Here is a 26,052-nt window from a genome sequence, read left to right as displayed (position 1 = left end):
GCTCAAGGGCATAAACCAACAATTCAGACATGGATACACAACGGAGTGAAGGTTATGAATCTTAGAAAAACTGGCGTAGCAATCGCAATGGCAGCAATGATGATGAGTGGTGCAGCAATCGCTGGTGGTCATGGCGGTGGTGGCGGTGCTGATTACTTCAGTAATAACGGTAACGGTCCAGGTAACGATAATAACCATGTTACTAACACAAGTGGTGGTGGTAACGATGGTAACACCTCGAACAATGGTAATGATGACAACATGATCACCAATACTGGCGCGGGTAACGACAATAATCGTTCTAACGATGGTCACGACAACAACACGTTTACTCATACCTCTGGTGGCGGTAACGACGGTAACTCATCAAATAATGGTGATGACGGTAATACAATTACTACCGGCGGCGGTGATGATAACAACAAATCTTGGAGTGGTAGTGCAAATACAACTAACACCTCAAGTAACGGTGATGACGGCAATACGATCACAACCGGCGGCGGTGACGACAACAACAAATCTTGGAGTGGTAGTGCGAACACAACCAACACCTCAAGTAACGGTGATGATGGCAATACAGTAACCAATACTAGCGGCGGTGGTGATGACAACAACCGCTCAAATGATGGTCATGATAACAATACGTTCACTCATACCTCTGGTGGTGGTAATGACGGTAACACGTCAAATAATGGTGATGATGACAACACGATCACAACGACATCTGGTGGTGGTGACGACAACAACAAGCAATGGAATAACAGTGCTAACACTACAACCGGTGGTGGCGATGATAACAACAAAGAATGGAATGGCAGCGCAAACACAACCAATACTATGACCAATAGTAATAACCGAGTGGATGCAAGCCATAAACTGAACTTCGAAGTTGATATGGTCGTTGCAAGCTCTGAACTCGATGCTCACATTACCGATGCCGATGTTGATTACGGTGAATCAGCTGGCGGCGGCTACTACATGCGTGGTAAACGTGGTGGTGGTTGCAATACCTGTAAAGGTGCTGGTGTACGCGTGAATAACAGCAACACTATGACTGGCTTTAACAGCGCTGCAGGTATTACTACAGTGTCTCAGTCTGCGGGTGCTAACTCTCTAGTTCAACAATCTGTTGTTACTAACGCAACTGTAAAAACTAACTAATTCTGGAGAATGTCATGCGCTTAGCACTATTGGCATTAAGCAGTATGTTGGTTGTCCATGCTTATGCTGAAGATTTGGTGCTGGCAGACGACTTGGAACTATCCATGGATGCCATGGATAGTTCTCGAGGCGGACAGTATGTGCTAGAGGTGGATCAATACAATGTCGATATCGACAGTATTAGCGCCTCGTCAGAAGTAAACGGTTATAGCGTTGGTAACAGTGCGATTAACACCACTAATGGTAATAATCACATTGGCGCCGGAGCTTTTAACGCCGCTTCTGGGGTAAACAATGTTATTCAAAATACGGGTAACAATGTGCTGATCCAAAACTCAACGGTCGTTAACCTGACACTGAAATAATATGTTTTTTTGGCGAATCTTAACCTTAGGGATGCTGATAATTTCAGCATCCTCTTATGCTTTGACTTATCTGCCTCATCGTGGGGCATATAATGTGCCGGTAAAAAGCTACAAAGAAATGTTGTTTGGTGATGTTGTACGTCAGGAGTATGACTTTAGCTGTGGTTCTGCAGCTCTAGCCTCACTGCTTACCTACCATTATGACCACTCCGTTAACGAAGACTCCATCTTCAAAGTCATGTTCGAAACAGGTGATCAAGCTAAGATCAGAAAAAGCGGTTTCTCGCTACTCGATATGCGAAATTACTTACGAGGACAGGGGTATGACGCTGACGGTTTTAAAATCCCACTAAAGAAAATGCAGGGGCTTGGTGTGCCGGGCATTACATTGGTTAATTTTGATGGCTACATGCATTTTGTGGTGATCAAAGGGATGAACAACCATTCTGTGATATTGGGTGACCCTTCTCGGGGAACCATCCAAATGAAGTTTACTGATTTTGAACGGTACTATTCTGGCATTGTGTTATTGATTCGAGACAAAGTGAACATTGCCAGAAATAGCTACATATCTGACGACAACTACACACTCTATGCACCTGCTCCTGTGGACTCAGGTGTTTCACGGAATTCTCTAGGTGTATTTAGTATCACGCTACCCGAACGTGGGGAGTACTAACAATGTTCAGAAAAATAGGGTTGGTAAGTGCTGTATGCGCGTGCTTAACCGCACCTGCGGTTGCCTCTTACCAACTTGAGCACCTTCAGCCTCTCGATAGCCAAGAACTATCTAGTTATCGTGGTGGCTTTTTAGGTGACGATTTTATGATCAACATCGGACTGGATATCGCCACATCCATTAATGGTGAGACTTTATTCAACAACCGTATCGCGAACTTGTTCTTTCAAAATGGACGATTGGTTGCGACTCAGCCTGAGGTAGTGCCAACTACTACGATTGTCCAAATAGGGGCAGGCAATAGCGTTGCTTTACCAACAATAGAGCCTATATCGGTAACCACTCCCGCTCCGACATCACCGGTCGAGAGTCCACCAGCCCCTTCAACTCCGGTTATAGCAAATCGCCAACCGGTAGTTTCAGATCCTGATGTAGTAAATCCTCCTGCTGTCCCAACTACTTCTACTGTCCCAACTACTCCGACAGTGGCACAAACTCCGCCGCCTAATCCACCACAAATCGATCCAAATGTGGTGACATCGGCAACCCAGATCAACATCAGTCAAAGTGTGGTGTTACCTAGTGTGACGCAAAATACGATCAATCGTATTATTCAAAACTCTTTGGACGGTACGGTAATCGACTTCCAAACGGTGGTAAACATCGATGCGCAAGTGGAAGGGGTGCTGCGAAGAATGGATAGAGAGAATAGGATCCGACAATCATTACAACTTAATTTTAATTAACCTTTGATGATGTAATAAAAAGGTCTGCATAAATTGCAGACCTTTGTTTTGTGTCGAGCAAAAGTTAGAAAGTAAAAGGGACTCGTACGTTAAGTTGGAAATCAGGCGTGTCTTCAGTCAGACCTGCTTGAGCACTGATATTGATAGAAGTGGTTGGCGATAACGCATAGTTGATACCAAAAGTAAGCGAGTCAAGTTGTAGCAATTTAGCTTCACTGTCTCGAGAGCCATTTACCTTACTTTCGAGGATTGTCTGGTGACTAAGACCAATCGACAGGGATAAGTCTCGGTTAATGGCAAAACCAAGCCCAGCTCCAAAAGAGATGGTATCACCGAGGTCGATCTCATTGTTGGTGCCATCAATCACGAAATCTTCTTTAAAGTTATAGATATAAGAGAAGTTGGCAAACAGCACTGCAGGATCGGTTGGGTAGATCATAGAAATACCCGGTTCGATGCTCCAAAAACCAGAACCAGTAGGAGCATCTTGCAGCACATTGGTCGTTGGATCAGTGGCGATTTCATATGGAGATTTACCGGTGTCAGACTTCACTCTTAAACTACCAATCCAATAGGGTGTAGTATCAAAGTTAAACTGGTGGCGAATTGCAAACTCAATATCACCCATACCATTACCATCAACATCACGATTGATTATTTCATCTGAGGCACCATCTTGAATGGGACGTGCTGAAACTTGGTCATTGCGATAAATATAGGGAATACGTAGCTCAATTTCTGTTGAGTTGGTGATGCCGTAACGCCCAGTGATGCCCGCAGTGATCGTGGTTCTATCAGCATCGCTAACTTCAATTCTACCTACAATCAACGCTGGCAGTACTGTATAGCCAACGATGTTTACTTTGTTCGACGAGTTCTGCGAGTAGTTCATTGAAAATTCGACACCAAACTGCCCTGCTGGGGTGAGTACGCCGGGCCTATCGATTACGTCTGCGACAGTTTGTGCGCGTTTTGCATCGGTTGCTGGATCTTGCGTGTCTGCAAGTAGGGGTGGAGCTAACAACAGAAGCGGAAGAGAATAGAGTAGAGGTTTTGCCATTTGTTCGTCCCTTTTTTATTTGGCCCTCCTTTTAATTAGTTCAGAAATCAGACTCTTGCCACAGGGGATTTGATTGCTATACCGATTAATGCATACGCAGTTAGATGAGTAAATTTTGGTTGTCTTTGATAAGAAAGAAAAATATTTGTAGTGCTGTGCGAATCGGTAGAAAGACGATTTTTTTTAGATCAATTAATCTTCGCTCGTCTTACTATTGAGACGAAGATTATGCAGGGTGTGCGAGATATAAAAAAAGAGCCAAGAGGCTCTTTTTGTCTGTTGTCGGCTAAGGTATTAACCCATAAACCAAGAGACGAAGATCAGTACGCCAAACATAAAAGTTGCTATTAATGCGGGTTGACCACCACCAACCGTGTAGGTTTCAGTGCGACCCGCTAATGCGAAATCAGGTTTACGAACTTTAACCGCCATCGCTAACGGTCCCCAAATCGCTAGGAACACGAGTACCATACCTGCGTAATCCAACATGCTGATGAACTGGTTAGCAAACAGCGTGGCCAGTACCAGTGGTAGAATAAAGGTAAGCGAGTATGCGATCGCTGGGTTCTTTGAAATGGCATCTTTGTTTTGATCGTAAAGCGCCATCGAAACACCAAGGTATGAGGTGATCAGAGCAAGCGCAGAGAAAATCGCCACAACGCTTTTCAGCATGCTGGTTTCACCATCAAAGGCAGCAATAAGCTGAGAGATGTTTTCGAACTTGCTCACCGCTTCCACGCCTAGGTTCCCAATTACAGCAAATAGCCAAGTTAGGTAACATACCAGTGGGATAATACAGCCAAGCAGCACCATATTGCGGATTTGAGCAATTGAAGCATCTTGGTTGTAGCTCACCAGTGAAGGGATCACGATAATGGCAGCAAAGCTAGTAAAGATAACCGCGCTGTATTGCACAACATCGCTGGTGGTAAACGTACTTTCTTGACTGAGGTTCGCTAACTCAATGTTGTTCATTAGCGAGAAAATCACCACAAATAGCATGGCAATCATCAGAATGAAAAGACCGCGGTTAAGCTTGTCGATGTAGGATTTACCCGCGACTACCACAAGCCCCATCACCAAGCTAAAAATGGTATAGCCAACCACAGGAGAAAGGTTAACGCCCACTTCTAAAAGCATGCTGTGCAGCAAATCACCAATACCAATCGTGTAAGCGATCATCAGACAAGCAAGCAAAAGGTAGAAGAGGATATTGGTAAAGTGCATACCTTTGCGACCCAGCGTGAAGTAAGCCGTGCTACTCATACTGGTGCTTTGCTGAGTTTTGGTGCAAGCCTCTGCAAGCAGTAATGTCGCGTATGTAGTGCCAATAAAGATCACGAACATCAAGCCAGCACTAACAAAAAAACCAAACTGCGCTAGCACCATTGGAATCGCCAACATACCTGCACCCAATGCGGTTCCCGCTAAAATGAGGGAACTACCAAACAACTTCATGTTCAAAAGAAAAGACCCTTACTGAAAATAATTTCAGAACAATGTGTAAATTTTATTTGCCAAGACTAACAAGAAATTCTAAAAAAAACGCATAAAATATTTTTATCTATTGGGATACTTTTTCTAATAATACTGAAAATTAGGGTGAGCTCTTTCAAAACAAGCCGCCTGTTAAGTTTTGGTATTATCAATAGAGAGGGGATTGATAGGTGAGCAAAATGTACTCGGATTAATCGTTGGTTTAGGTTATAATTTGTCGAAATTTAAAGCTATAACAAATAGTTATAATAAATCTGATTAACTTGGTTGAACTTGTTATTTAACAATTGTTTAAACCATAGTTACTGCCTATCACACTGATAAGTATAATTGCTTTTGATATCAGTGAAATGCGGACTAATCTTCTTCTCAGAAATCGGTCGAGACCGAAAACAAATAGAACTATTCTGGAAGGAAGATGAATATGAGTAAAAAACTCACTACTGCTGCTGGCTGCCCTGTCGCACATAACCAAAACGTAATGACTGCAGGTCCTCGTGGTCCACAATTGCTGCAAGATGTCTGGTTTCTTGAAAAACTTGCGCACTTTGACCGTGAGGTGATCCCTGAGCGTCGTATGCATGCTAAAGGCTCTGGTGCTTACGGTACTTTCACCGTTACTCACGATATTACTCAATATTCTCGCGCAAAAATCTTCTCTGAAATTGGTAAAAAAACCGATCTATTTGCTCGCTTTACCACTGTTGCAGGTGAACGTGGCGCAGCAGACGCAGAGCGCGATATTCGTGGCTTTGCTCTTAAGTTCTACACAGAAGAAGGTAACTGGGACTTAGTTGGCAACAACACGCCAGTATTCTTCCTGCGTGACCCACTTAAATTCCCAGATCTAAACCACGCAGTGAAACGTGACCCACGCACTAACATGCGTAGCTCAACCAACAACTGGGATTTTTGGACTTCACTTCCAGAAGCATTCCACCAAGTCACTATCGTGATGAGTGACCGTGGTATTCCTGCTTCTTACCGTCATATGCACGGTTTTGGTAGCCACACTTTCAGCTTTATCAACGCTGAAAATGAGCGCTACTGGGTGAAATTCCACTTCAAAACTCAACAAGGCATCAAAAACCTGACTGACCAAGAAGCAGAAGCTATCGTCGGTAAAGACCGCGAAAGCCACCACCGTGACCTGTACGAAGCGATTGAGCGTCAAGACTTCCCTAAATGGAAGATGTACGTACAGATCATGCCTGAGCTAGAAGCGGATGAAGTTAATTTCAACCCATTCGACCTAACCAAAGTATGGTCTCAAAAAGATTACCCACTGATCCCAGTTGGTGAGTTCGAGCTGAACCGTAACCCAGAAAACTTCTACGCAGAAGTTGAACAATCAGCGTTCAACCCAGCAGCAGTTGTACCAGGTATCGGCTTCTCTCCAGACAAGATGCTACAAGGTCGTTTGTTCGCTTATGGCGATGCGCAGCGTTACCGCTTGGGCGTTAACCACCACCAAATTCCAGTGAACGCGCCTCGTTGCCCAGTTCACAGCTACCACCGTGATGGCGCAATGCGTGTAGACAGCAACTACGGCTCAACCATTGGTTACGAGCCAAACTACAAGCAAGAGTGGGCAGAGCAGCCAGATTATTCTGAGCCACCACTACGCATCAATGGCAATGGTGATAACTTTGATCATCGCGCTGACGAAGATTACTTTAGCCAAGCGGGTGACCTATTCCGTCTAATGAGCGAAGAGCAGCGTCAAACTCTGTTCGACAATACAGCTCGTGCAATGGACGGTGTACCAGAGTTCATCAAACAGCGCCATGTTGAGCACGCTTACCAAGCGGATGAAGCATACGGTCGCGGCTTAGAGTTAGCACTAAACTTAAAGTAACAGACTCTTAGTTATCCAAATCTAAGTAATCAAAAAGGCGCATTTAGCGCCTTTTTTGTATCATGTATACCCAAACAACTTGGAGATGCAGGTAGGCGACAAAGGAACAAAGCCTCTGAGCATAGATGGTCTATGTGATGAGGTTTGTGAGTGTCAGTCCCTTTTTAAACCAATAAAGCGCTGCAACTTCAAGTAGCACGGGTATATATGCGCGTTTGCGCACTTTCAAGCAGCTTTTGATACAGGGAAAGCGCAGCAGGACCGGTGTTTGCTCCCTTAGGCAAAGTAATGTGCAGTGCGACTTGATAGCGCTGTGAGTGCTCAATATTAAGCACAGTGATTGTTTGCTTTTGGGATTGCTTGAGCATATGCAGCGGTAATCGACAATAACCAACGCCTTGTTCCACCGCGCGCAGTGCATGGTCGAAATTGTCGACAGTAATCCGTTGTCTTGACTTAAGCCAGCCCACATCTCGCTTCGTGTTACTGCTCTCACCTAAATCTCTCACAACAATTTGGCAGGTGGTGGCAAAATCAGCCAACTGGAGATTTTGTTTGTTTGCCAGTGGGTGATCATAAGCCACCACCGGAACCATGGTGGTGGTGCCAAACGCTTGTGCTGGGTAGTTGGTGATAGGTAAGTTAATGATTGCGATATCCGCTTGCTCACTTGTCACCATGTCGGTGGTTTTACTTAATGATGTTTCAACCACTTGGATCGACGTTGCACTGTTGTCAGCGAGAAAAGCCTGCATTGGTGCATAGAGCCAAGTTGGATCGCAGAGGTGGTCAAGAGAGACCGTGATTTGCGATTCTACGCCACTGTTGAGCTGCTTGCTGATCATCTCTAGTTCATGGGCTTGTTCGAGCATCGAATCGGCGCGTCGCAGCAGAGTTTTACCGTGGTCCGTCAATACCGCTCTGCGACCTTCCACCGTCAGCAATTCAACCCCGAGCTGCTGCTCAAGCTTTCTTACCGAATAGATCAACGTAGTGTGGCTTTTATTTAAAGCCTGAGCGGCCGCTTGGATGCTGCCCGCTTGCTCGATGTGGTGCAGAGTTTGCCACTGTTCTAGGGTTGTTTTTAAACGCATTGGTCAAATTTTTAGACAGTTAATGGCAATATTATGAACTTTTTTGTCGAATTCATAAAGGTAATAATCTTTTCATCAACAGCGAGCCGTCGGGTGACATCTCGCTTAGGTTAAATAACATGTGAGGAATAGCCGCGATGATGAAGTTACTGCAAGTCGATTTTGATTTTCATGGTCCTTTTGGTGAAGAGATGGTTCAAGCGATGACAGGTTTGGCTGAGTCAATTAACCATGAACCCGGTTTGATTTGGAAAATTTGGACGCAAAGCGAAAAGGACCAACTCGGCGGTGGCGTGTACTTGTTCGCTGATGAAACGTCGGCACAAGCTTATTTAGCCATGCACAGTGAGCGCTTGACTCAAATGGGGATAAACAACATCCGTGGTGTCATTTTCGATATTAATCAACCGCTCAGCGCGATTAACCACGCACCAATTAACTAACTGCGTGCCAAGTAACCATTTAACTTATTAAAGATAGATCAATGAACAACAAAACATTCCTAACCATTCACGGCGTTATTTACGCTCTATTTGCCTTGGCATTGTTTTTCGTACCGAGCTTAATGTGGCCAATGTATGGGGTAGAAATTAACGATCAATATGCGTATTTCTTATCACAACACACCTCAATTTTTCTTGGGGGCGTTGCGGCAGTAAGTTGGTTGATGCGAGAGATTGAATCGGGTCTTGCTATGACACAGCTACTTAAAGCGCTGCTGATTGGTAATTTGCTTGGTGTCATTGTTACGGCTTATGCTAGCGTTACAGGGATTTTTGTTGGTTTCGGTTGGAGTGATCCGGCGTTCTTTGCTCTATTGAGCGTCATGAACTGGCGACAACTTAAAAAGCAATAAAGTGCCTAACACTGCGTTATCTGTGTATGGCTCGTTATATGTTCTAAAGCCTCCTTTGTGAGGCTTTTTCATTTTGGTCGACAATCATTTCGGACCATGTCCCTTTATTTATGGGGGAATTATTGTCGACACTCGCCATTTAGTGACCTTTACGAGAACTGCCAATCCTCAATGGGTTGAACATCACTATCGCATGCCTTTTCTTGTTACAAAGGTGGGCATTGAATAGTGGCTTTTGCTACTCGCCAGTTAGGCAGCATCTTTACTCTTTTCTGTGTATTCAAATCCTTTTTAAATAAGGCTTCGTCATGCAGATGACTAAGATGCTTTCAGCCGAATTTTAATATTCCAGTATCATCAACGAGCCGACCTTAGAGAGTCGTCTGATCTTGATTGCATTCCGCTTATCTTCACTAAGCGCGCGATACTATACCTTAGTCTAAATTGTCGACAATTAGCTTGATTGTCGACAATGTCATGGTCTATTTTATAATCAAGTTAAATAAATGTTGCCACCTTGAGTGTTTGTTAATGCGGGGTTCTTTTTCGCTAAGCGCAAACAAGTTCAAAGCACAGTGACAGACCACAGTTATAGACAAAGAGCCTTGATATGAATAGCGAGTTAAATCCTGAATTGAGAGATAAGCTGACAGGCAAGGATAGCACCAAGTCGGTGACCTTGACTGAGGTGCTGATTGAGGCAATTGTCAGTGGTGAGTTTCCTTCCGGAAGCAAGATTTCCGAACCCGAGTTAGCCAAACATTATCAAGTCAGCCGCGGACCACTGCGAGAAGCCATTATGCGCTTAGAAGGTTTGGGCTTAATCGAACGCGTTGCTCATGTGGGAGCGCGGGTGATCACTTTATCTCCTGAAAAGCTCGTTGAATTGTATGCCGTACGTGAAGCGCTGGAAGGCATGGCGGCGCGTCTAGCGGCAAGACATATTCTTCAAGAAGAAATCCTTGGCTTAGAAATGCTGCTTTCTCAGCATTCCGCGCACATTGATGAAGTCGCTGGCGCCTCTTATTTTCACCAAGAGGGCGATTTTGACTTCCACTATCGCATCATCAAAGCGAGCCGCAACCAAAAGCTGATCTCCCTGTTGTGTGATGAACTCTATCACTTGCTGCGCATGTATCGCTACCAATCCCCGCGCGCTCAATCGCGTCCTAAAGAGGCGTTGGATGAACACAAATTTATTCTTCAGGCGATTCGTAATCGCGATGAAGAACTCGCTGAAATGCTAATGCGTCGCCACATATCAGGCAGTCGCAAATTGATCGAACAACAAATTTCTCTTGCTGAAAATAATTAGGACCACAGAACTGATAAGGATAACAACAGATGAGCTTATCTCCTGGCGCGAAGTTTCGACTCGCGGTAAAAAATAATAATCCCCTACAAATCGTCGGAACCGTGAACCCATATTGCGCCATGATGGCGAAGAATGTTGGGCATCAAGCGATTTATCTATCGGGTGGCGGTATCGCCAATGCCTCTTATGGCTTGCCTGATTTAGGTATTACGACGCTTAATGATGTGTTGGTCGATGTTGACCGCATCACCAATGCTTGTGATCTGCCTTTGCTGGTGGACATCGATACTGGCTTTGGTGGCGCCTTCAATATTGCTCGCACCATTAAAGCCATGGAAAAAGCCGGCGCTGCGGCTGTACACCTTGAAGATCAAGTGGCGCAGAAACGTTGTGGTCATCGCCCGAATAAATCCATCGTCAGCCAGCAAGAGATGGTTGATCGTGTTAAAGCGGCAGTTGATGCGCGTAACAACGATGATTTCGTCATCATGGCTCGTACTGACGCGTTAGCGGTAGAAGGCATCGAAAGTGCCATTGAGCGTGCGATTGCCTGCGTTGAAGCAGGCGCAGATATGATCTTCCCTGAAGCGATCAACGAGCTTGGTCAATACACCCTGTTTTCTAACGCACTGGCGAAAGCGACTGGTAAGCATGTGCCAATTTTGGCCAACATTACTGAGTTTGGTCAAACGCCACTCTATGGCTGTGAAGAATTAGCCGAATCGAATGTAGATATGGTGCTCTACCCACTTAGCGCATTCCGCGCGATGAATAAAGCGGCTGAAAACGTTTATCAGCATCTACTTCAAGAGGGCAACCAAGAAGCTTTAATCGGTGAGATGCAAACGCGTAAAGAGCTTTATGCCCACCTTAACTACCACGACTACGAAGACAAGCTGGATAAGCTTTTCTCCGAAGGAAAATAGTTTACTGGGAAGCCCAAGAAAATCATTACTTAATCATCCAATAACGTGAAATCGTCTGGCTTAAATAAAAAACAGATAACCCGACCTAGAAATAACGCAGCAGGAAGGGGAGTCAGACAGAAAAGGAGTTCAACATGCCTACTAATGAATTAGGCGGCGCAGGTCTACGTGGCCAAAGCGCTGGTAGCACTGCACTATGTACTGTCGGTAAATCGGGGACAGGTCTAACTTATCGTGGTTACGATATTACAGACCTAGCAAACAACGCTCAATTTGAAGAAGTGGCACATCTTTTGTTACGCGGTCACTTACCCAATCAACAAGAGCTAGATACTTACAAGACTCATCTGCTTAGCTTGCGTGGTTTACCGCAAGCGCTTAAACACGCGCTTGAGCTGATCCCTGCAGATGCGCACCCAATGGATGTGATGCGCACGGGTTGTTCGGTACTCGGGAATCTTGAACAAGAAAAAGATTTCTCTGAGCAACTGCATGCCACAGAGCGTTTGCTATCACTATTCCCTGCGATGATCTGTTACTGGTACCGCTTTAGCCATGATGGTGTGCGAATTGATACCGAAGACCAATCGCAAGACTCAATCGGTGGCTACTTTCTCAAGCTGCTAACAGATAAAGAGCCGAGCGAATTGCATAAGCAAGTGATGCACTGTTCATTGATCTTGTATGCAGAGCATGAGTTTAACGCATCGACATTTGCGGCTCGCGTGTGCGCATCGACGCTGTCTGATTTGCATTCATGCATTACAGGCGCAATTGGTACCTTACGTGGACCTTTGCATGGCGGTGCCAACGAAGCGGCAATGGAAATGATCGAGAACTGGCAAACGCCAGAAGAAGCCGAAGACAACATCATGCGCATGCTGGAGAACAAAGACAAGATCATGGGCTTTGGTCATGCCATTTATCGTGAAAGCGATCCGCGCAATGCACTGATTAAACGTTGGTCGAAAGAGCTTTCGGAAGCGGTGGGTGACACTCATCTCTACGCTGTCTCAGAGCGTGTTGAATCTGTCATGAAGCGCGAGAAAGGTCTGTTCTGTAACGCCGATTTCTTCCACGCTTCGGCTTACCACTTTATGGATATTCCAACCAAATTGTTCACGCCTATTTTTGTGATGAGTCGTCTGACTGGCTGGGCTGCGCACGTCTATGAGCAGCGCGCGAATAACCGCATCATCCGTCCAAGTGCCGATTACACAGGTCCTGAGCATCAAGAATGGGTACCAATCGAGCAACGTTAACTATACCGATGGGTATTTGTTACTCGCACGATTTTGAAGATTGGAGTGACTCAAACCACATAGTGTTGGTCAGCGCAGTTAACGACCTGACAAACACTATGTGGCAAGAGTGAAAAGACTGGAAGTAACCCTATGACAATAAACACCCAATACCGCAAGCCTCTGCCGGGCAGTCAACTCGACTACTTTGATGCCCGTGAAGCGGTGGATGCAATTGCGCCAAATTCCTATAGCAAACTGCCGTACACATCGCGCGTGCTAGCTGAGCAACTGGTGCGCCGCTGTGATCCAAGCATGCTTGAAGCAAGCTTAAAGCAGCTTATTGAGCGTAAGCGTGACCTCGACTTTCCTTGGTACCCGGCTCGCGTGGTTTGCCATGACATTCTTGGTCAAACGGCTTTGGTCGATCTAGCTGGTTTGCGTGATGCGATTGCCGAACAAGGTGGTGATCCTGCCAAAGTAAACCCGGTGGTTGAAACGCAGTTGATCGTTGATCACTCGCTGGCGGTTGAACATGGTGGCTTTGATCCGGATGCGTTTGATAAAAACCGTGCAATTGAAGATCGTCGCAACGAAGACCGTTTCCACTTTATCGAATGGTGTAAAACCGCGTTTGAAAATGTCAGTGTGATCCCTGCTGGTAACGGGATCATGCACCAGATCAATCTGGAAAAGATGTCTCCTGTGGTACAAGCCAAACAAGGCATTGCTTACCCTGATACCTGTGTTGGCACTGACAGCCATACTCCCCATGTCGACGCACTAGGCGTGATCGCGATTGGTGTAGGTGGTCTGGAAGCGGAGACGGTGATGCTGGGTCGTCCATCGATGATGCGCTTACCAGATATCGTTGGCGTTAAGTTAACCGGTAAACGTCAACCGGGCATAACTGCGACCGATATCGTACTGGCGATCACCGAGTTTCTGCGTAACGAACGTGTGGTTTCAAGCTACCTCGAATTCTTTGGTGAAGGTGCGCGTGATTTAACCATTGGTGACCGCGCAACCATTTCCAACATGACTCCGGAATATGGTGCAACGGCGGGGATGTTCTACATTGATGAACAAACCATTAATTACCTCAAGCTGACTGGTCGTGATGATGAGCAAGTCGCTTTGGTAGAGAATTATGCCAAACAGACCGGTTTATGGGCAGACGACTTAGATAGTGCGGAATATGAACGCGTACTGGAATTCGATCTCTCAAGCGTAACGCGCAACATGGCAGGACCATCTAACCCACATCGCCGTTTACCTACCTCTGAGCTTGCGGCACGCGGGATTGCCAGTGAATGGCAACAAGAAGAGGGATTACTGCCGGATGGTGCAGTGATCATCGCAGCCATCACCTCTTGTACCAACACCAGTAACCCACGCAACGTGGTGGCGGCAGGCTTGGTGGCGAAAAAAGCCAATCAACTGGGTTTAGTGCGTAAGCCTTGGGTTAAATCTTCGTTCGCACCAGGTTCTAAAGTGGCGAAGCTTTATCTTGAAGAAGCGGGTCTGCTGGAAGAAATGGAAAAGCTCGGTTTTGGTATCGTTGCTTACGCTTGTACCACCTGTAACGGCATGAGCGGCGCGCTGGACCCTGAGATTCAACAAGAGATCATTGACCGCGATCTTTATTCAACGGCGGTGCTATCGGGTAACCGTAACTTTGACGGTCGAATCCACCCTTATGCTAAACAAGCATTTCTTGCATCACCGCCGCTGGTGGTTGCATACGCGCTGGCAGGCACAATTCGCTTTGATATTGAGCGTGATGCACTGGGGACGAATGCTCAAGGCGAGCCAATTTACCTCAGTGATCTTTGGCCAAGTGATGAAGAAATTGATGCGGTGGTGGGTAAATACGTTAAGCCCGAGCAGTTTAATCAAGTTTATATCCAGATGTTCAAACTGGATGATGCCGAGCGCAGCCCAAGCCCACTGTATGATTGGCGCGAAATGAGTACTTATATTCGTCGTCCACCTTATTGGCAAAAAGAGGGTGAAGGAGCATTGGCTGGCGAGCGAACGCTTTCAGGTATGCGCCCACTGGCTATCCTTGGTGACAACATCACCACCGATCACCTCTCGCCATCTAATGCTATTTTGGCCAGCAGCGCCGCCGGTGAATATCTGGCGAAAATGGGGCTGCCGGAAGAGGACTTTAACTCTTACGCCACCCACCGAGGCGATCACCTAACCGCGCAGCGCGCTACTTTTGCCAACCCGAAACTGTTCAATGAAATGGTTAAACAAGATGGCGAAGTGGTGCAGGGCTCACTGGCTCGCATTGAGCCAGAGGGCAAAGTCACCCGCATGTGGGAAGCGATTGAAACTTACATGAAGCGCAAACAGCCATTGATAGTGGTGGCAGGGGCAGACTATGGGCAAGGCTCTTCGCGCGACTGGGCAGCTAAAGGCGTGCGTTTAGCCGGCGTTGAGGCGATTGTTGCTGAAGGCTTTGAGCGCATCCACCGCACCAACTTAGTCGGTATGGGCGTGTTGCCGTTACAGTTTAAGTCAGGCGTGAACCGCAATAGCTTAAACCTTGATGGCACCGAGACTTACGACGTGGTGGGCGATATAGCGCCGGGTACTGATCTTGCGTTGGTGATCACTCGCGCCAATGGTGAAAAGCTTGATGTAGCAGTGACGTGTCGTCTGGATACCGCTGATGAAGTCAGTGTTTACCAAGCGGGCGGCGTATTGCAACGCTTTGCGCAAGACTTCCTAGCGCAGTAAGAGGTGAGTATGAATCGAACCAAACCTCAAATTCGCGTTCCTGCAACCTACATTCGTGGTGGCACCAGTAAAGGGGTGTTCTTTAGCCTCAATGACTTGCCGCCAGAAGCACAGCAACCTGGTGAAGCGCGCGATAAATTATTGATGCGCATGATTGGTAGCCCCGATCCTTATGCCAAACAAATTGATGGTATGGGCGGCGCGACCTCAAGCACCAGTAAAACCGTGATTGTCTCTGTCAGTGAGCAACCCGATCACGATGTCGATTACCTATTTGGGCAAGTTTCTATCGACAGGCCATTTGTCGATTGGAGTGGCAACTGCGGCAATCTCTCCGCCGCAGTAGGGCCATTTGCTATTCAAGCGGGCTTAGTCAGCTCAGAGCGATTACCTCGCAATGGCATTGCCGAGGTGCGGGTATGGCAGGCGAATATCGAGAAAACCATTATTGTCCACGTGCCAATGATTGATGGTCGGGTGCAAGAAACCGGTGATTTTGAACTCGATGGTGTGACTTTCCCTGCCGCAGAAATTCAAGTGGATTTTCTTGACCCAGCAGCAGGAGACAGCAGCTTGTTTCCTACCGGTAATCTGATTGATCGCCTCGATGTACCGGGGATCGGCACTTTTAACGCCACCTTAATTACCGCAGGAATTCCTACCATCTTTATTGATGCGGAATCTCTTGGCTATCAAGGCACTGAGCTGCAAGACGACATTAATAACGATGAAAAAGCGTTAGCGATGTTTGAAACCATCCGCAGTTACGGCGCACTTAAAATGGGACTGATTGCTGACTTAGACGAAGCGAAAAGCCGCCAACATACGCCCAAAATTGCGTTTGTTTCGCCCGCGCAAACTTGTCTCTCTTCAAGTGGCAAAACCATCACTGCCGACGAGATTGACTTGCACGTTAGAGCGCTATCAATGGGCAAGTTGCACCATGCCATGATGGGCACGGCAGCGGTGGCCATCGCTTCTGCTGCCAGTGTGCCGGGTACGTTAGTCAACTTGGTTGCTGGTGGTGGAGAGAAGAGCGTTGTCACCTTTGGTCATCCGTCGGGCACGCTCAAAGTGGGCGCACAGGCGAGCCTAATGAGTGGGGAATGGGCAATCAATAAGGTGTCGATGAGTCGCAGTGCCAGAGTGCTTATGGAGGGTTTCGTGCGCGTTCCCTTCAACGTATTTGAGTAAATCTGGCACCTAACGATGAATAACGAATTTGAGATATCGCTTTAGAAGCAAGGAGCGATCAAAGACATATCTCTTAATGACTTTGCGTTGTTGTCGTGGTGGTTGAGCAACATTACTTCACGTCAAGTCATAGGGGATACTGGAGGAAGCAAAATGTCTGCATATCTAGAACAGTACCAATGGGCGCAGCAGCAGCCTGAGCAATTTTGGCAGCAGCAAGCGCAACAGATTGATTGGTTTGAAGCGCCAAAGACAATTTTAGCCAATGATGAAAATGGCATCGAACGATGGTTCCCTGATGGCGTGCTGAACACCTGTTGGTTGGCGCTGGATTACCATTGCGAGCAAGGGCGAGGTGAGAGCACTGCACTGATTTACGACTCGCCGGTAACGGGCGTTAAGCAGCGTTATAGTTATCAAGAGATGCGTGACCAAGTAGCACGAATTGCAGGAATGCTAGCGGAACAAGGGGTGACAAAAGGCGACCGTGTGGTGATCTACATGCCAATGATCCCGGAAGCGGCGATGGCAATGCTGGCTTGTGCCCGCCTTGGCGCTATTCATTCGGTGGTGTTTGGTGGCTTTGCCCCAAATGAGTTAGCTGTGCGTATTGAAGATGCTGAGCCCAAAGTGGTGATGACGGCTTCGTGTGGCATTGAAGTCAATAAAGTGATCCCTTATAAGCCGATGGTGGATAAAGCGATCATGGATAGCCGTTGGAAGCCGGAAAAAGTGTTTGTGTTGCAGCGCCCTCAGTGCCCAGCAGAGCTAAATCAAGAACGTGACCTTGACTGGCAGCAAGCTTACCAAGCCGCGCTACCACACGCATGTGTACCGGTACTGGCAACGGATCCGCTGTACATCCTTTATACCTCAGGCACAACTGGCAAACCAAAAGGTGTTGTGCGTGACAATGGCGGTCACGCGGTCGCGATGAAGTATTCCATGGGCACTATCTATAATATGCCGCAAGATGGCGTTTTCTGGGCTGCATCGGATGTGGGTTGGGTGGTTGGTCATTCATACATTGTTTATGCTCCACTGATTCATGGCTGCACGACGATTTTGTATGAAGGTAAACCAGTGCGTACTCCCGATCCGGGCGCATTTTGGCGCGTATGTGAAGAGTATCAGGTGGATGTGCTATTTTCTGCGCCAACTGCATTTCGCGCGATCAAGAAAGAAGACCCAGATGGTGATTGCCTCAAGCAGTATGATTTATCGAAGCTGACCGCGATCTTTATGGCTGGTGAGCGCCTTGATCCGCCAACATTGGAGTGGGTTGAGAGCAAAGCCGATAAACCCGTTATTGACCACTGGTGGCAAACCGAGACAGGTTGGGCAATTGCTGGCAACCCGACTGGCGTTGAACTGATGCCAGTCAAAGCTGGCTCGGCAACTAAGCCTATTCCCGGATATCAGGTTGAGATCCTTAACGAGTTAGGTGAGCCTGTCGCAGCCAACCAACAAGGTTTTGTCGCACTAAAACGTCCATTGCCACCAAGCTGCCTCCCTACGGTATGGCGCAACCATGATCGCTTTGAGACGGGTTACCTTAGCCAATTCCCGGGCTACTATGTTTCTGGTGATGGCGGCTACCTAGATGAAGAGGGGTATCTATTTATCATGGGGCGCATCGATGATGTGATCAATGTTGCCGGACACCGCCTATCAACAGGTGAAATGGAAGAGATTGTTGGTGGACACCCTGCGATTGCTGAGTGTGCAGTGGTCGGGATTCACGATGATCTCAAAGGTCAGCTGCCACTTGGCTTTGTGGTGCTTAAAGATGGCGTGAGCATTGACTCGTTAGAGCTTGAAGGTGAGTTAGTCAGTAAAGTGCGTGACTCGATTGGCGCGGTAGCCTGCTTTAAACACGCCTTAGTGGTCGAGCGCTTGCCAAAGACCCGTTCAGGTAAAATTTTGCGTCGCACGATTCGTCAAATCGCCGATGGTGAATCTTACACCGTGCCATCTACCATTGACGACCCAACCAGCATCAGTGAGATAGAAAGGGTACTGAGAAGTTAAATCGGAACCAAATAGAAAGGAGCGCATTGGCGCTCCTTTTGCTTTCTCTAGTACGTAACTACATACCAAAGCGAAACGGCTTGCCTGCGGCGAGCATATCACCGTGCAGTGGCGCCAGTGCGCGAGCATAGCCGGCAAGTAGCGCTACTGTGTACACGCTGCGCTCATGCAGTGATTCATTTTGACAATCGAAGTTCTCATCGATGATGTCTTGCACATTACGGAAGATAAGATGATCAGGAATAAAACAGACATGGTTGTTTTTGTTACCTGACACTTTAAGCTCACTAATTGGGTAAACACCGTTTACGCTGGCTGATGTGCCCACTAGTAGCGCTGGCTTATGCGCGAGCTCATCGTCTTTAGTGAGCAGGAGAAAGTTCTTCAGTGCTGGCGTTGCCATGCCGTGCCACTCTGGAGAAATAAATACAAAAGCATCAGACTGCTTTAGTTTCTCAGCGATCGGTGTCCATTGCTTCCACTCTTCGCCACCTTGCCACACACCTTCGTTCCAAAACGGTAGGTTGAGCTCGTAAAGATCTAACACATCAACTTCTGTGAAGTGAGTATTGGCCAGTTTTGCTAAGTACTTAGCCACATTGAGGCTTTGGGATTTTGCTCGCTGACTTCCAGATACAATCGTCAATTTCATTGTAAATTCCTTTTTTTGACGTGGAAATTAAGTAGAGAATTAAACTTGAAGGGTGAAGCAAGTGCAATAGCTAGTAGCACGGCAAACGCCCCGATGATCTGTAATGCGCTCAACTTCTCATTTAGGAAGAAATATCCAAGTAAACACGCTGAAACTGAGCTTAGAAAGCCAAGGAAAGAGACACTAACCGTAGGCAGTTGATCGATGCCTCTAAACCACAGGTAGTAGGCGAGTAGGGCGCCAAACACACTGAGATAGCCATAGCCAATGTAATTAATAGTGGTGAGTTGGCTCGGTACACCTTCAACCCACAGCGCTATCGGCAGTAAGAAAATACCGCCGAAAAGCAACTGCCAGCCAGTGAAACTGAGCATCGACATATTCTCTGGGCGCCCCCATTTTTTGGTCAGTACCACGCCTGATGCCATACTGACTGTGCCTGTTAGGGCGAGCACTACCCCAGCAACGTTGAGTGATACTTCGCTGTTTGCCGCCAAAAGCGCTACCCCAGCAAAGGAGATGACGCTAGCGATTCCTTGACGCCATGTCAGTTTTGTATTGAGTAGATACCAGCTAAGCAGCATTACGATGACAGGTTGCGATGCCATCAGCAGGGCAGCGGTACCTCCTGGTAAGTAGGTGGCTGCGTAAAATAAGCAATAGAAGAACAAACCAATATTGAGAATGCCCAAGCTCGCGAGTTTTAGCCACCATTGGCTATTTGGCAAAGTTCGGGTGAATAGTACCAGCAGTAAGCCGGCGGGTAGGGCACGAATCGCTGAAGCCATGAGTGGACTATTTTCCGGTAGCCACTCCGTTGTCACGATGTAAGTGCTGCCCCAAATGATGGGGGCGAGTGACGTAAGTAGTAAAGTTGTTCTTCCTGATTGCATAAAATACTCCTGTAAAGTATCTTTTCCAAAAGATACTTTTTGTAAATTACTAAAAGAATAACTTTTGTTCAAGTATCTTTTTGAAAAGATATTTAGGGGAAAATTAATGCCAATTGATAAAGTTGCTAACGTTTTGCTGCAATGGTCATTAGTAAGACCAGATCTAGATTGTACTTCTATGGGGATTATTGGACGCGTTCGCCGCACCAGTGGTGAATGGCAAAAAAAAATTGATGGGTTCTTTAAACTGAAAGGCTTAAGTTCGACCGAGTTTGATATTTTGGCAACTTTGCGCAGGGTTAACCAACCAGCCACTCCGACAGAGATCTATCGCTCGACCATGTTATCGTCAGGCGCGGTGAGCACCAACTTAGAAAAACTGGTGCAAGCGGGTTGGGTGGCACGTACGGCGAGTGATGAAGATAGACGCAGCTGTAAAGTTTATCTAACTGAACAGGGAATTGCTTTGGTTGACGATGTAGTGACCCAGCATGTGGCGAATATGGATGATTTATTGTCGCCTTTGTCTGCTTCAGAGCAACAACAGTTGCAGCAGCTACTAGAGAAACTGATGCCTGAATCTTGATGGCAAAGAGTTGACTTAATATCGTTGATAGAGAACTTCATTTAATTAGCAGCCCATGTGGCTGCTTTTTTTTAGCTTAACACTGAAGTTTGGTCACAATGTGAGCGTTTGTGGTTGGGTTTAACCAATAAAACACGGTGAATTTATCGCATTTATTTTGTAGAAAATAATGGAATAAATGTAGGGATTATTAATTTAGGCAAACCTAAAAAATGTGTTTCAATTGCACACGTTTTTTTTAAAAAAGCAATCTTTTAATTACAGTGGTAAGTAACATTTATTTAACTGAGTTCGTTTGTGATGGTCCTTTTTTGGATGCGTATATCGTGTTGTTCTTAGTCTGTTATCATGGAGGATTGTTAAATTATTTTGGTTTAAACGGCTGATTTTAATGGTTTTATTTTCCGGTTTATGAGCAGATAACGGCAGTAAATCATAGTTTTGATGAAACTGTTAACTGGATCTATATGTTAAATTTATGAGGTTAATTTGGCTTGGTTTGACCATAAATAATTTTAATCGACTTGTATGATTTGGCTAATGGTAAAATTTAGTTACTCACTATAGAAAAATTATTTATTAATTCGATATTTTTCTCTACATTGATCCCACTATTTGTGGCATATTACATGCGTTATTTACCATCTGGATAGTAAACGCCTTTTCACTAGAAGGGTGGATTTCAAATTTTATAAATAAAGCACTCTTACATTGGGTGTGTTTTGCCTATTTGGCGATTAGCACAATTCCATTTTGAGGGTAAAGATCTGCGTTAAGTTGAAATTTTTCAATGGAGATTAAATGAACAACAAACTTAGGATTGCTTCTGCAATTTCGCTTGCATTGTGGTTGTCTGGTTGTGACATGTCGTCACATGCGGCATCTCAAGACCAAACACCACCGGCTGTTCCGGTTAATATCATCGAACTGAAAAGCCAACCACAAGCAATTACGATGGAATTGCCTGGTCGTAGCCGAGCGTATATGGAAGCTGAAGTTCGTCCACAGGTAAATGGTATCGTGCTTGCACGTAGCTTTACCGAAGGTGGTTACGTAGAACAAGGTCAATCTCTGTACCAAATTGATGATGCAACTTATGCAGCGGCACTGATTAGTACTAAAGCGGAACTAAAACGCGCAGAAGCAGCACTTGCATCAACTGGTGCAACGGCGAAGCGTTTTAAAGAGCTATTGAAAACGAAAGCAATCAGCCAACAAGATTTTGATCAAGCGGAAGCTGCCTACCTTGAAGCGAAAGCAAGTGTGGCAGTAGCGAAAGCGGCGATCAACAACGCTGAAATCAACCTAGCTTACACAAAAGTGCAAGCGCCTATTTCTGGTCAAATTGGTAAATCTAGCGTGACGCCAGGTGCTCTAGTTACCGCTAACCAAGGTCAAGCGCTAGCGAAGATTTCTCAACTTGATCCAATCAATGTTGATATCGCGCAATCAAGCACGCAAATGCTGCGTCTGAAGCAACGCATTGCAAGTGGTCAGCTGCAACAACCTGAATCAGCTCAAGTACGTCTGATCCTAGAAGATGGCAGCGTATACCAGCACGAAGGCTCAATGAAGTTTGCGGAAGTAACGGTTAACGAAACCACAGGTGCGGTAACACTGCGCGCTGAGTTCCCTAACCCAGAAGGCACTCTGCTGCCGGGTATGTTTGTTCGCACAATCATCACAGTAGGTACCGATCCTGCGGCGATTCTAGTGCCACAAAAATCAATTACTCGTAACCCTCGTGGTCAAGCTATCGCTATGGTTGTGGATGCAAACAACAAAGTTGAATCTCGCATCGTAACGACTGCGGAAGCAATTGATAACCAATGGCTAATTACTTCTGGCTTGAAAGATGGCGACAAGATCGTGGTGGAAGGATTACAAAAAATCCGTCCGGGCGCTACGGTTGCTCCGTCACTAATCAGTGATGAAAAAGCAAGCTAATAGGGATTCATAATGGCTCGTTATTTTATTGATCGACCGATCTTTGCATGGGTGATTGCAATCATCATCATGCTTGCAGGTGCGTTGTCGATTTTCGCTCTGCCGGTGTCGCAATATCCAACGATTGCGCCGCCAACGGTTGTAATTAACGCAAACTACCCTGGTGCTTCGGCTAAAACAGTAGAAGATTCAGTAACTCAGGTGATTGAGCAGCGTATGACTGGTCTTGACCATCTGCGCTATATTGCTGGTCAAAGTGACAGTTTTGGTAACGCAACTATTACGCTAACGTTTAACGCTGAAGCAGATATCGATATTGCTCAAGTTCAAGTTCAGAACAAACTGCAGTTAGCGATGCCTTTGCTGCCACAAGTGGTGCAAGCGCAAGGTGTAAGTGTTAACAAAGCGGGTAGTGGTTTCTTGATGGTATTAGGTTTCGTCTCCGAAGATGGTTCGATGGACGAAGCGGATATCGGGGACTACGTAGCATCGAATATTCAAGACCCGATCAGCCGTGTGGCTGGTGTGGGTGATATTCAATTGTTTGGTGCGCAATACGCAATGCGTATTTGGCTAGACCCTCTGAAACTGAACCAGTACAGCCTAACCACCAATGACGTAATGAATGCAATTCGTGAGCAAAACGCTCAGGTTTCTGCGGGTCAATTGGGTGCGGTACCTTCTGTTCAAGGTCAACAGCTTAACGCAACGATTTCATCGTCATCGTTACTGCAAACGCCTGAAGAGTTCAGCAACATTGTGCTGAAGTCTGATACCACAGGTGCAAAAGTACTGCTAAGCGATGTAGCCAAAGTTGAAATTGGTGCAGAAAGCTACATGACTGCTGGTTTCTATAATGGTAAACAGGCATCCGGTATTGCGATTCAGCTGTCGAGTGGCGCGAACGCCCTAGACACTAAAGATGCGGTTTTGGAGCGTATGGCTGAGTTGGAAGAGTTCTTCCCGCCGGGTCTAGAAATGGTGGTGCCATTTGATACCACGCCATTCGTTAGTAGCTCGATTGAAGGCGTAGTGAAGACACTGCTAGAAGCGATCGTACTGGTATTCGTTATCATGTACCTATTCTTGCAGAACTTCCGTGCAACGCTTATTCCGATGATCGCGGTTCCGGTTGTACTACTAGGTACGTTCGGTATCTTGGCGGCAGCTGGCTTCTCAGTAAACATGCTGACGATGTTTGCGATGGTACTCGCCATCGGTCTTCTGGTGGACGATGCCATCGTTGTAGTAGAGAACGTTGAACGTATCATGTCAGAAGAGGGCTGTACGCCGCTTGAAGCGACGCGCAAGTCGATGGACCAGATCACTGGTGCACTGATTGGTATCGGTCTAACGCTATCAGCGGTATTCGTTCCGATGGCATTTATGTCAGGTTCGACCGGTGTTATCTACCGTCAGTTCTCGATCACCATCGTATCTGCGATGGCGCTATCGGTACTGGTTGCGATGATTCTGACTCCAGCACTTTGTGCAACTATGCTTAAGCAAGTTGAGAAAGGTCACGCGTACACAGACAAAGGTTTCTTTGGTGCATTTAACCGTTGGTTCGATAGCTGTACTAACCGCTACGAATCAGGTGTAGCGAGCATCATCAAACGTACTGGTCGTATGTTCTTGGTGTTTATTGCTATCACTATCGGTACGGGTTACCTATTCTTGCGCATGCCAACTGCCTTCCTTCCAGATGAAGACCAAGGCGTAATGTTTGCTCAAGCAATTCTGCCTGCGAACGCATCGCAAGAGAGCACACTAAAAGTGCTTGATAAGATGGAAACTTACCTAAATACCCAAGAAGCAGACTCTGTAGAATCTGTGTTTACCGTAGCGGGCTTCAGCTTCGCTGGTATGGGTCAAAACATGGGTATGGCGTTCATCAACCTAAAACCATGGGATGAGCGTACAGCACCGGGTACTGACGTTCAATCTGTAGCGGGTCGCACAATGGCTGCGTTTATGCAGATCAAAGAAGCGATGGTATTTGCGTTTGTACCGCCAGCGGTAATGGAACTGGGTACAGCAGGTGGTTTTGATTTCTACTTACAAGACCGTAGTGGTCATGGTCACGAAGCGCTAATCGCAGCTCGTAACCAAATGCTAGGTATGGCAGCGCAAGATCCGAACCTTGTCGGTGTACGTCCAAATGGTCAAGAAGATGCACCAATTTACCAATTGTACATCGACCATTCTAAACTGCGTGCGCTTAACCTAAACATTGCCGAAGTAAACTCTGTGTTGGCTTCTGCGTGGGGTGGCTCTTACGTTAACGACTTTATCGACCGTGGTCGTATCAAGAAAGTAATGGTGCAAGGTGAAGATCAATACCGCATGCAACCAGAAGACCTTGATAAGTGGTTCGTACGTAACAGCATGGGTGAGATGGTGCCATTCTCTGCATTCGCAACCGGTTCATGGGAATATGGTCCACCACGTCTAGAGCGTTTCAACGGTCTACCAGCGGTGAACATCCAAGGTGCGCCAGTTCCGGGTTACAGTACCGGTGCGGCGATGACTGACATCGAAAATATGGCGGCGAAATTGCCAACAGGCTTTGGTATCGAATGGAACGGTCTATCTTATGAAGAACGTCTATCTGGTAACCAAGCACCAGCGCTTTACGCTCTATCAATCCTAGTTGTATTCCTAGTATTGGCGGCGCTATACGAGAGCTGGTCAGTGCCTATCGCGGTAATTCTGGTTGTGCCTCTAGGTGTAATCGGTGCAATCGTCGCGATGAACGCACGTGGTCTGCCAAATGACGTATTCTTCCAAGTAGGTCTTCTAACGACTGTTGGTCTAGCGACTAAGAACGCGATCCTAATCGTTGAGTTTGCGAAAGAGTACTACGAGAAAGGTGCAAGCCTACGTGATGCAACATTGCACGCTGTACGTGTTCGTCTGCGTCCGATCCTAATGACATCACTAGCGTTCGGTCTTGGTGTTGTGCCACTAGCGATCAGCTCGGGCGTAGGTTCTGGTGCACAAAATGCTATCGGTACTGGTGTACTAGGTGGCATGGTGGGCTCTACCTTCCTAGGCATCTTCTTTGTACCGCTATTCTTCGTTGTGGTTGAGCGCTTGTTTAGTAAGCGTGAGCGCGAAGAGTACCGCCAAAGTAAACTGGAAAAAGCTGAAGCGAAATAATCTTTAGTTAACAGCAAAGTAAAAGGGTCGACACTGTC

Annotated in this window: 21 protein-coding genes; 16 read left to right on the top strand and 5 right to left on the bottom strand. The window is 46.5% G+C overall.

Annotated features, from left to right (window positions below; genetic code table 11):
• Positions 1–54 precede the first annotated feature (54 nt).
• Genes DPF93_RS03895 through DPF93_RS03880 form a run of 4 tightly spaced genes read left to right on the top strand, consistent with a single transcriptional unit; the run spans position 55 to position 2,951 of the window.
• Positions 55–1,161, top strand: a complete 1,107-nt coding sequence (locus tag DPF93_RS03895) for a hypothetical protein (protein ID WP_114764915.1) — start codon at positions 55–57, stop codon at positions 1,159–1,161.
• 14 nt (positions 1,162–1,175) lie between these two features.
• On the top strand, positions 1,176–1,526 hold the full coding sequence (locus DPF93_RS03890) for a carbon storage regulator (protein WP_114764914.1): 351 nt from the start codon (positions 1,176–1,178) through the stop codon (positions 1,524–1,526).
• A 1-nt stretch (position 1,527) separates the two neighbouring features.
• Entirely contained in the window at positions 1,528–2,205 is a 678-nt protein-coding gene (locus DPF93_RS03885) for a C39 family peptidase (RefSeq protein ID WP_425275280.1), read from the top strand.
• Positions 2,206–2,207: 2 nt separating this feature from the next.
• The gene (locus DPF93_RS03880; RefSeq protein ID WP_114764913.1) at positions 2,208–2,951 is read left to right on the top strand and encodes a hypothetical protein; all 744 of its coding nucleotides are present in this window, start codon (positions 2,208–2,210) and stop codon (positions 2,949–2,951) included.
• 64 nt (positions 2,952–3,015) lie between these two features.
• Here the strand turns inward: DPF93_RS03880 and DPF93_RS03875 are convergent, their stop codons facing one another.
• On the bottom strand, positions 3,016–4,011 hold the full coding sequence (locus DPF93_RS03875) for a transporter (RefSeq protein ID WP_114764912.1): 996 nt from the start codon (positions 4,009–4,011) through the stop codon (positions 3,016–3,018).
• A 294-nt stretch (positions 4,012–4,305) separates the two neighbouring features.
• A complete protein-coding gene (locus DPF93_RS03870; RefSeq protein ID WP_114764911.1) occupies positions 4,306–5,469 on the bottom strand; it encodes an amino acid permease in 1,164 nt (387 codons plus the stop codon).
• A 463-nt stretch (positions 5,470–5,932) separates the two neighbouring features.
• Between DPF93_RS03870 and katE2 the strand changes: the two genes are divergently transcribed.
• Positions 5,933–7,366 (top strand): catalase KatE2, encoded by a 1,434-nt coding sequence (gene katE2, locus DPF93_RS03865; protein WP_114764910.1) that lies wholly within the window; start codon positions 5,933–5,935, stop codon positions 7,364–7,366.
• Positions 7,367–7,554: 188 nt separating this feature from the next.
• Here the strand turns inward: katE2 and DPF93_RS03860 are convergent, their stop codons facing one another.
• Positions 7,555–8,460: a LysR family transcriptional regulator gene (locus DPF93_RS03860; protein WP_114764909.1), complete on the bottom strand. Its 906-nt coding sequence runs from the start codon at positions 8,458–8,460 to the stop codon at positions 7,555–7,557.
• A 140-nt stretch (positions 8,461–8,600) separates the two neighbouring features.
• On the opposite strand from DPF93_RS03860, the gene DPF93_RS03855 reads away from it, so the two are divergent.
• The 8 genes from DPF93_RS03855 to DPF93_RS03820 all read left to right on the top strand — a co-directional run bounded on the left by DPF93_RS03855 (position 8,601) and on the right by DPF93_RS03820 (position 18,774).
• Positions 8,601–8,903 (top strand): monooxygenase, encoded by a 303-nt coding sequence (locus tag DPF93_RS03855; protein ID WP_185067074.1) that lies wholly within the window; start codon positions 8,601–8,603, stop codon positions 8,901–8,903.
• A gap of 41 nt (positions 8,904–8,944) precedes the next feature.
• A complete protein-coding gene (locus tag DPF93_RS03850) occupies positions 8,945–9,316 on the top strand; it encodes a hypothetical protein (protein ID WP_114764907.1) in 372 nt (123 codons plus the stop codon).
• A gap of 610 nt (positions 9,317–9,926) precedes the next feature.
• Positions 9,927–10,631 carry a GntR family transcriptional regulator gene (locus DPF93_RS03845; RefSeq protein WP_114764906.1) on the top strand — a complete coding sequence of 235 codons (705 nt, stop codon included), beginning with the start codon at positions 9,927–9,929 and terminating at the stop codon, positions 10,629–10,631.
• A gap of 29 nt (positions 10,632–10,660) precedes the next feature.
• A complete protein-coding gene (gene prpB, locus DPF93_RS03840) occupies positions 10,661–11,557 on the top strand; it encodes a methylisocitrate lyase (RefSeq protein ID WP_114764905.1) in 897 nt (298 codons plus the stop codon).
• A 134-nt stretch (positions 11,558–11,691) separates the two neighbouring features.
• Complete coding sequence (gene prpC / locus DPF93_RS03835; protein ID WP_075648051.1) at positions 11,692–12,819, top strand: bifunctional 2-methylcitrate synthase/citrate synthase; 1,128 nt, start codon at positions 11,692–11,694, stop codon at positions 12,817–12,819.
• A 132-nt stretch (positions 12,820–12,951) separates the two neighbouring features.
• The gene (acnD, locus tag DPF93_RS03830; protein ID WP_114764904.1) at positions 12,952–15,549 is read left to right on the top strand and encodes a Fe/S-dependent 2-methylisocitrate dehydratase AcnD; all 2,598 of its coding nucleotides are present in this window, start codon (positions 12,952–12,954) and stop codon (positions 15,547–15,549) included.
• Between the two features lie 9 nt (positions 15,550–15,558).
• The gene (gene prpF, locus DPF93_RS03825) at positions 15,559–16,743 is read left to right on the top strand and encodes a 2-methylaconitate cis-trans isomerase PrpF (RefSeq protein ID WP_114764903.1); all 1,185 of its coding nucleotides are present in this window, start codon (positions 15,559–15,561) and stop codon (positions 16,741–16,743) included.
• A 153-nt stretch (positions 16,744–16,896) separates the two neighbouring features.
• Positions 16,897–18,774, top strand: a complete 1,878-nt coding sequence (locus DPF93_RS03820; RefSeq protein ID WP_114764902.1) for a propionyl-CoA synthetase — start codon at positions 16,897–16,899, stop codon at positions 18,772–18,774.
• Between the two features lie 58 nt (positions 18,775–18,832).
• Here DPF93_RS03820 and DPF93_RS03815 read toward each other — a convergent pair whose 3' ends face one another.
• Both DPF93_RS03815 and DPF93_RS03810 read right to left on the bottom strand, forming a co-directional pair.
• On the bottom strand, positions 18,833–19,426 hold the full coding sequence (locus DPF93_RS03815) for an NADPH-dependent FMN reductase (protein ID WP_114764901.1): 594 nt from the start codon (positions 19,424–19,426) through the stop codon (positions 18,833–18,835).
• Positions 19,423–20,319, bottom strand: a complete 897-nt coding sequence (locus DPF93_RS03810) for a DMT family transporter (RefSeq protein WP_114764900.1) — start codon at positions 20,317–20,319, stop codon at positions 19,423–19,425. Before DPF93_RS03810 ends, DPF93_RS03815 begins: the two co-directional genes overlap by 4 nt.
• Positions 20,320–20,425: 106 nt before the next feature.
• Between DPF93_RS03810 and DPF93_RS03805 the strand changes: the two genes are divergently transcribed.
• The 3 genes from DPF93_RS03805 (at position 20,426) to DPF93_RS03795 (ending at position 26,014) form a co-directional block, all read left to right on the top strand.
• On the top strand, positions 20,426–20,905 hold the full coding sequence (locus DPF93_RS03805; RefSeq protein WP_114764899.1) for a MarR family winged helix-turn-helix transcriptional regulator: 480 nt from the start codon (positions 20,426–20,428) through the stop codon (positions 20,903–20,905).
• A gap of 801 nt (positions 20,906–21,706) precedes the next feature.
• The gene (locus tag DPF93_RS03800; RefSeq protein WP_114764898.1) at positions 21,707–22,852 is read left to right on the top strand and encodes an efflux RND transporter periplasmic adaptor subunit; all 1,146 of its coding nucleotides are present in this window, start codon (positions 21,707–21,709) and stop codon (positions 22,850–22,852) included.
• Positions 22,853–22,864: 12 nt separating this feature from the next.
• Positions 22,865–26,014, top strand: a complete 3,150-nt coding sequence (locus DPF93_RS03795) for an efflux RND transporter permease subunit (protein ID WP_114764897.1) — start codon at positions 22,865–22,867, stop codon at positions 26,012–26,014.
• Positions 26,015–26,052 lie beyond the last annotated feature (38 nt).

Source organism: Vibrio rhodolitus, assembly GCF_003350325.1.
GTDB lineage: Bacteria > Pseudomonadota > Gammaproteobacteria > Enterobacterales > Vibrionaceae > Vibrio > Vibrio rhodolitus.
Note: the sequence above shows the minus strand (reverse complement) of the source record. Positions and strands in the feature narration are given on the sequence as shown.

Excerpts from the sequence above, each read along its gene's own strand:
- DPF93_RS03895 (WP_114764915.1), top strand. The coding sequence starts at position 55 with ATGAATCTTAGAAAAACTGGCGTAGCAATCGCAATGGCAGCAATGATG.
- DPF93_RS03890 (WP_114764914.1), top strand. The coding sequence starts at position 1,176 with ATGCGCTTAGCACTATTGGCATTAAGCAGTATGTTGGTTGTCCATGCT.
- DPF93_RS03885 (WP_425275280.1), top strand. The coding sequence starts at position 1,528 with ATGTTTTTTTGGCGAATCTTAACCTTAGGGATGCTGATAATTTCAGCA.
- DPF93_RS03880 (WP_114764913.1), top strand. The coding sequence starts at position 2,208 with ATGTTCAGAAAAATAGGGTTGGTAAGTGCTGTATGCGCGTGCTTAACC.
- DPF93_RS03875 (WP_114764912.1), bottom strand. The coding sequence starts at position 4,011 with ATGGCAAAACCTCTACTCTATTCTCTTCCGCTTCTGTTGTTAGCTCCA.
- DPF93_RS03870 (WP_114764911.1), bottom strand. The coding sequence starts at position 5,469 with ATGAAGTTGTTTGGTAGTTCCCTCATTTTAGCGGGAACCGCATTGGGT.
- katE2 (WP_114764910.1), top strand. The coding sequence starts at position 5,933 with ATGAGTAAAAAACTCACTACTGCTGCTGGCTGCCCTGTCGCACATAAC.
- DPF93_RS03860 (WP_114764909.1), bottom strand. The coding sequence starts at position 8,460 with ATGCGTTTAAAAACAACCCTAGAACAGTGGCAAACTCTGCACCACATC.
- DPF93_RS03855 (WP_185067074.1), top strand. The coding sequence starts at position 8,601 with ATGAAGTTACTGCAAGTCGATTTTGATTTTCATGGTCCTTTTGGTGAA.
- DPF93_RS03850 (WP_114764907.1), top strand. The coding sequence starts at position 8,945 with ATGAACAACAAAACATTCCTAACCATTCACGGCGTTATTTACGCTCTA.
- DPF93_RS03845 (WP_114764906.1), top strand. The coding sequence starts at position 9,927 with ATGAATAGCGAGTTAAATCCTGAATTGAGAGATAAGCTGACAGGCAAG.
- prpB (WP_114764905.1), top strand. The coding sequence starts at position 10,661 with ATGAGCTTATCTCCTGGCGCGAAGTTTCGACTCGCGGTAAAAAATAAT.
- prpC (WP_075648051.1), top strand. The coding sequence starts at position 11,692 with ATGCCTACTAATGAATTAGGCGGCGCAGGTCTACGTGGCCAAAGCGCT.
- acnD (WP_114764904.1), top strand. The coding sequence starts at position 12,952 with ATGACAATAAACACCCAATACCGCAAGCCTCTGCCGGGCAGTCAACTC.
- prpF (WP_114764903.1), top strand. The coding sequence starts at position 15,559 with ATGAATCGAACCAAACCTCAAATTCGCGTTCCTGCAACCTACATTCGT.
- DPF93_RS03820 (WP_114764902.1), top strand. The coding sequence starts at position 16,897 with ATGTCTGCATATCTAGAACAGTACCAATGGGCGCAGCAGCAGCCTGAG.
- DPF93_RS03815 (WP_114764901.1), bottom strand. The coding sequence starts at position 19,426 with ATGAAATTGACGATTGTATCTGGAAGTCAGCGAGCAAAATCCCAAAGC.
- DPF93_RS03810 (WP_114764900.1), bottom strand. The coding sequence starts at position 20,319 with ATGCAATCAGGAAGAACAACTTTACTACTTACGTCACTCGCCCCCATC.
- DPF93_RS03805 (WP_114764899.1), top strand. The coding sequence starts at position 20,426 with ATGCCAATTGATAAAGTTGCTAACGTTTTGCTGCAATGGTCATTAGTA.
- DPF93_RS03800 (WP_114764898.1), top strand. The coding sequence starts at position 21,707 with ATGAACAACAAACTTAGGATTGCTTCTGCAATTTCGCTTGCATTGTGG.
- DPF93_RS03795 (WP_114764897.1), top strand. The coding sequence starts at position 22,865 with ATGGCTCGTTATTTTATTGATCGACCGATCTTTGCATGGGTGATTGCA.